At 73.8% G+C, this 3,618-nt stretch carries 2 protein-coding genes; both read left to right on the forward strand.

The features are described from left to right. The coding region (locus ABT137_RS50840; protein ID WP_351720851.1) for a type I polyketide synthase at window positions 1-2,568 on the forward strand (2,568 nt) is incomplete at its 5' end. A gap of 27 nt (window positions 2,569-2,595) precedes the next feature. Beyond that, window positions 2,596-3,618: beta-ketoacyl synthase N-terminal-like domain-containing protein (locus tag ABT137_RS50845; RefSeq protein ID WP_351720854.1), on the forward strand; the 1,023-nt coding region annotated here is incomplete at its 3' end.

Below are 3,618 nucleotides of genomic sequence, written 5' to 3' on the forward strand. Positions count from 1 at the left end.
GCGGAGGGGTATCTGTTCACGGGGCGGTTGTCGCTGCGGTCGCATCCGTGGCTGGCGGATCACGCGGTGAACGGCACGGTTCTGCTGCCGGGTACCGCGTTCCTGGAGCTGGCGCAGCATGCGGGTGAGCAGCTCGGCTGCGGGACGGTCGAGGAACTGACCCTGGAAACACCGCTCGTCCTGCCCGACCGCGGCGGACTCGCGATCCAGTTGTCGGTGGGCGCGCCGGACGCGTCGGGGCGGCGCTCGCTCAACCTGTACGCGCGGGAGGAGGACGCACCCGCCGACCAGGAGTGGACCCGGCACGCGACCGGCGCGCTGGCCACCGGTGCCGCAACGGCGGACGCCTTGGGCGGACAGTGGCCCCCGGCCGGCGCCGAACCCCTGGACACCACCGACCTGTACGCCCGCTTCGCCGAGCAGGGATACCAGTACGGGCCCGGCTTCCAGGGGCTCAGGGCGGCCTGGCACCGCGGTGACGACGTGTACGCCGAGGTCGCTCTGCCCGAGGCACACCGTGATCGCGCGCAGTCGTTCGGTCTGCACCCGGCGCTGCTGGACGCGGCGCTGCACGCGCTGTGGCTGGCGGCCGTCGAGGCCGGACCGTCCGCGGGCGAGGCCGGTGGAGTCCGGCTGCCGTTCAGCTGGGGCGGGACGAGCCTGTACGCGTCGGGCGCGACCACCCTGCGGGTGCGGCTGACGACGACCGGCACCAACGAGGTCGCGATCACCGCCGCCGATGCTGCCGGATCCCCGGTCGCCGCCATCGAGTCGCTGGTGATGCGCCCGCTCGTGGCGGGGCAGCTGGAGGCCGCCCGGGTGCGGTCGCTGTACCGGGTCGACTGGCATCCGGTGACAGCAGCCGACGGCACTCCCGTGACGCCGTACGAGGTGGCGGACTTCACCGGATCCGGCGACGACGCGCACGCCGTCGTGCATCGGGCGCTCGCCCGGGTCCAGGAGTGGCTGGCCGCGGAGCACGAGGACGACCGGCGTCTGGTGTTCGTCACCCGCGGTGCCGCCGGGCCCGACACCCGGGACGCGGTCCACGCCGCGGTGTGGGGCCTGGTCAGGACGGCGCAGAGCGAGCACCCCGGCCAGTTCGTCCTGCTGGACCTCGGCCCGGCCGACGACGTCACCCGGTGGGTGCCCGCCGCCGTGGCCTGTGGGGAACCGCAGCTCGCGGTCCGGGACGGTGCCGCACTCGCCGCCCGGCTGGTGCGGGCCGCGCCGAGCGGCGAGGAGCCGAAGTGGGACCCGAACGGCACGGTGCTCATCACCGGAGCCGGCGGCGTCCTCGGCGGGCTGACCGCCCGGCACCTGGTGGACCGGCACGGCGTACGCGACCTCGTCCTGGTCGGACGCTCCGGGCCGGACCCGGAGCTGGTCGACGAACTCACGGCTGCGGGTGCCCGGGTGGTGGCCGTCAGCTGTGACGCCGCCGACCGGACCGCGATGGCCGACGTCATCGCCGGCATCCCGGCCGACCGGCCACTGACCGGGGTCGTGCACGCGGCCGGGGTGCTCGACGACGCCCCGGTCACGTCGCTGACGCCGGAGCAGGTCGACCGCGTACTGCGACCCAAGGCCGACGCGGCGCTGCTGCTCGACGAGTTGACCCGTGACCTGCGGCTCACCGCGTTCGTGCTGTTCTCCTCGGCGTCGGCGACCTTCGGCGCGGCCGGCCAGGCCAACTACGCCGCGGCCAACGCCTTCCTCGACGCGCTGGCCGAGCGCCGCCACGCCGCGGGCCTGCCGGCCCAGTCGCTGGGCTGGGGCTTCTGGGAGCAGCGCAGCGCCATGACCGGCGGGCTCGGCGACCGCGAGGTGGCCAGGCTGACCAGCGGCGGTGTGCGGCCCATCGGCTCGGCCGACGGACTGGCGCTGTTCGACGCCGCGTCCGCCATGGACGACGCCGTGCTGGTGCCGATCCACCTGGACCTGTCGCCCCGCGGCGGGGAGATCCCGCCGCTGCTGCGCCACCTGGTGCGGCCCGCCGTGCGGCGGACCCCGGCCGTGGCCGAGGGATCGGCGGACGCGACGACGTTCCGGCAACGGCTGGAGGGGCTGCCGGAGGAGGCGCAGCGGGACAGCCTGCGGGATCTGGTGCGCTCGACCGTGGCCGCGGTCGTCGCCTACGACGGGCCCGCCGCCGTGGACCCGGACGTGACGTTCACGAGCCTCGGTTTCGACTCGCTGATGGCCGTCGAACTGCGCAACCGCCTCTCCGCCGCCGTCGGCACCCGGCTGACGCCGACCCTGGTGTTCGACTACCCGACCGCCTCGGGGCTGGCCGACCACCTCTACGACAAGCTGGGACTGGCCCCGGCCGTGGCTGCCGTATCCCCCGCGGAGCCGGGCGGGGACGCGGACGACGACGAGATCCGCGAGGCCGTCGCGTCCGTCTCCGTGGCGCAGCTGCGTGCGGCCGGCGTGCTCGACGTGATCCTGCGGCTGGCGGAGGCGGGGCGGCAGCAGACGACGGCCGACCGGATCGACCACATCCAGAACATGGACGTGGACGATCTCGTCCGCTGGGCCAGTGCCCTCGGTAATGACGAATCCTGATCCGGATCGACGTGTGTGGAGCTCATGATGACTGCCCCTCAGGACCAGGTGATCACTGCCCTGCGCAGCGCACTGGTGGACAACGAACGCCTCAGGGAGGCCAACCAGCGTCTGTCGAAGCGCACCGACGAGCCGGTCGCGATCGTCGCCATGGGCTGCCGCTACCCCGGCGGGGTCGCCTCGCCCGACGACCTGTGGACCCTGGTCAGCGAGGCGAGGGACGCCATCTCCCCGTTCCCGGAGGACCGTGGCTGGGACACCCGGGGGCTGTTCGGCGAGGGCGCGCCCGACACACTGACGTCCCACGCCCGCGAGGGTGGCTTCCTCGCCGGGGCGGCCGACTTCGACCCCGGCTTCTTCGGCATCAGCCCGCGTGAGGCGCTGGCCATGGACCCGCAGCAGCGGCTGCTCCTGGAGACCAGCTGGGAAGTGTTCGAACGCGCGGGCATCGCCCCGGGCACTCTGCGCGGCAGCAGGACGGGCGTCTTCGTCGGCCTGATGGGCACCGACTACGGCGGCCCCCTGCACCACGTCCCGGACGGCGTCGAGGCGTTCCTGGGCATGGGCACCCAGTCCAGCGTGGGCTCCGGCAGGATCGCGTACGCCTTCGGCCTGGAGGGCCCGGCCGTCACCGTCGACACCGCCTGCTCCTCCTCTTTGGTGGCGATTCACCTCGCCGCGCAGTCCCTGCGCGCGGGCGACAGCACTCTGGCCCTGGCCGGCGGCGCGACCGTGATGGCGGGTCCCGGCCTGTTCGTGGGGCTCAGCCAGCAGGGCGGCGTCGCCGCCGACGGCCGTTGCAAGTCCTTCGCGGAAGGCGCCGACGGTGCCGGTTTCGGTGAGGGCGTCGGTGTGGTGTTGCTGGAGCGGTTGTCGGATGCGCGGCGTCATGGTCATCCGGTGCTGGCGGTGATCCGTGGCAGTGCGGTGAACCAGGACGGTGCGTCGAACGGTCTGTCGGCTCCGAACGGTCCCTCGCAGCAGCGGGTGATCCGGCAGGCGTTGGCGAATGCGGGTCTGTTGGCGTCCGAGGTGGACGTGGTGGAGGCG

This window comes from Streptomyces sp. NPDC001980, from assembly GCF_040296885.1.
Lineage (GTDB): Bacteria > Actinomycetota > Actinomycetes > Streptomycetales > Streptomycetaceae > Streptomyces.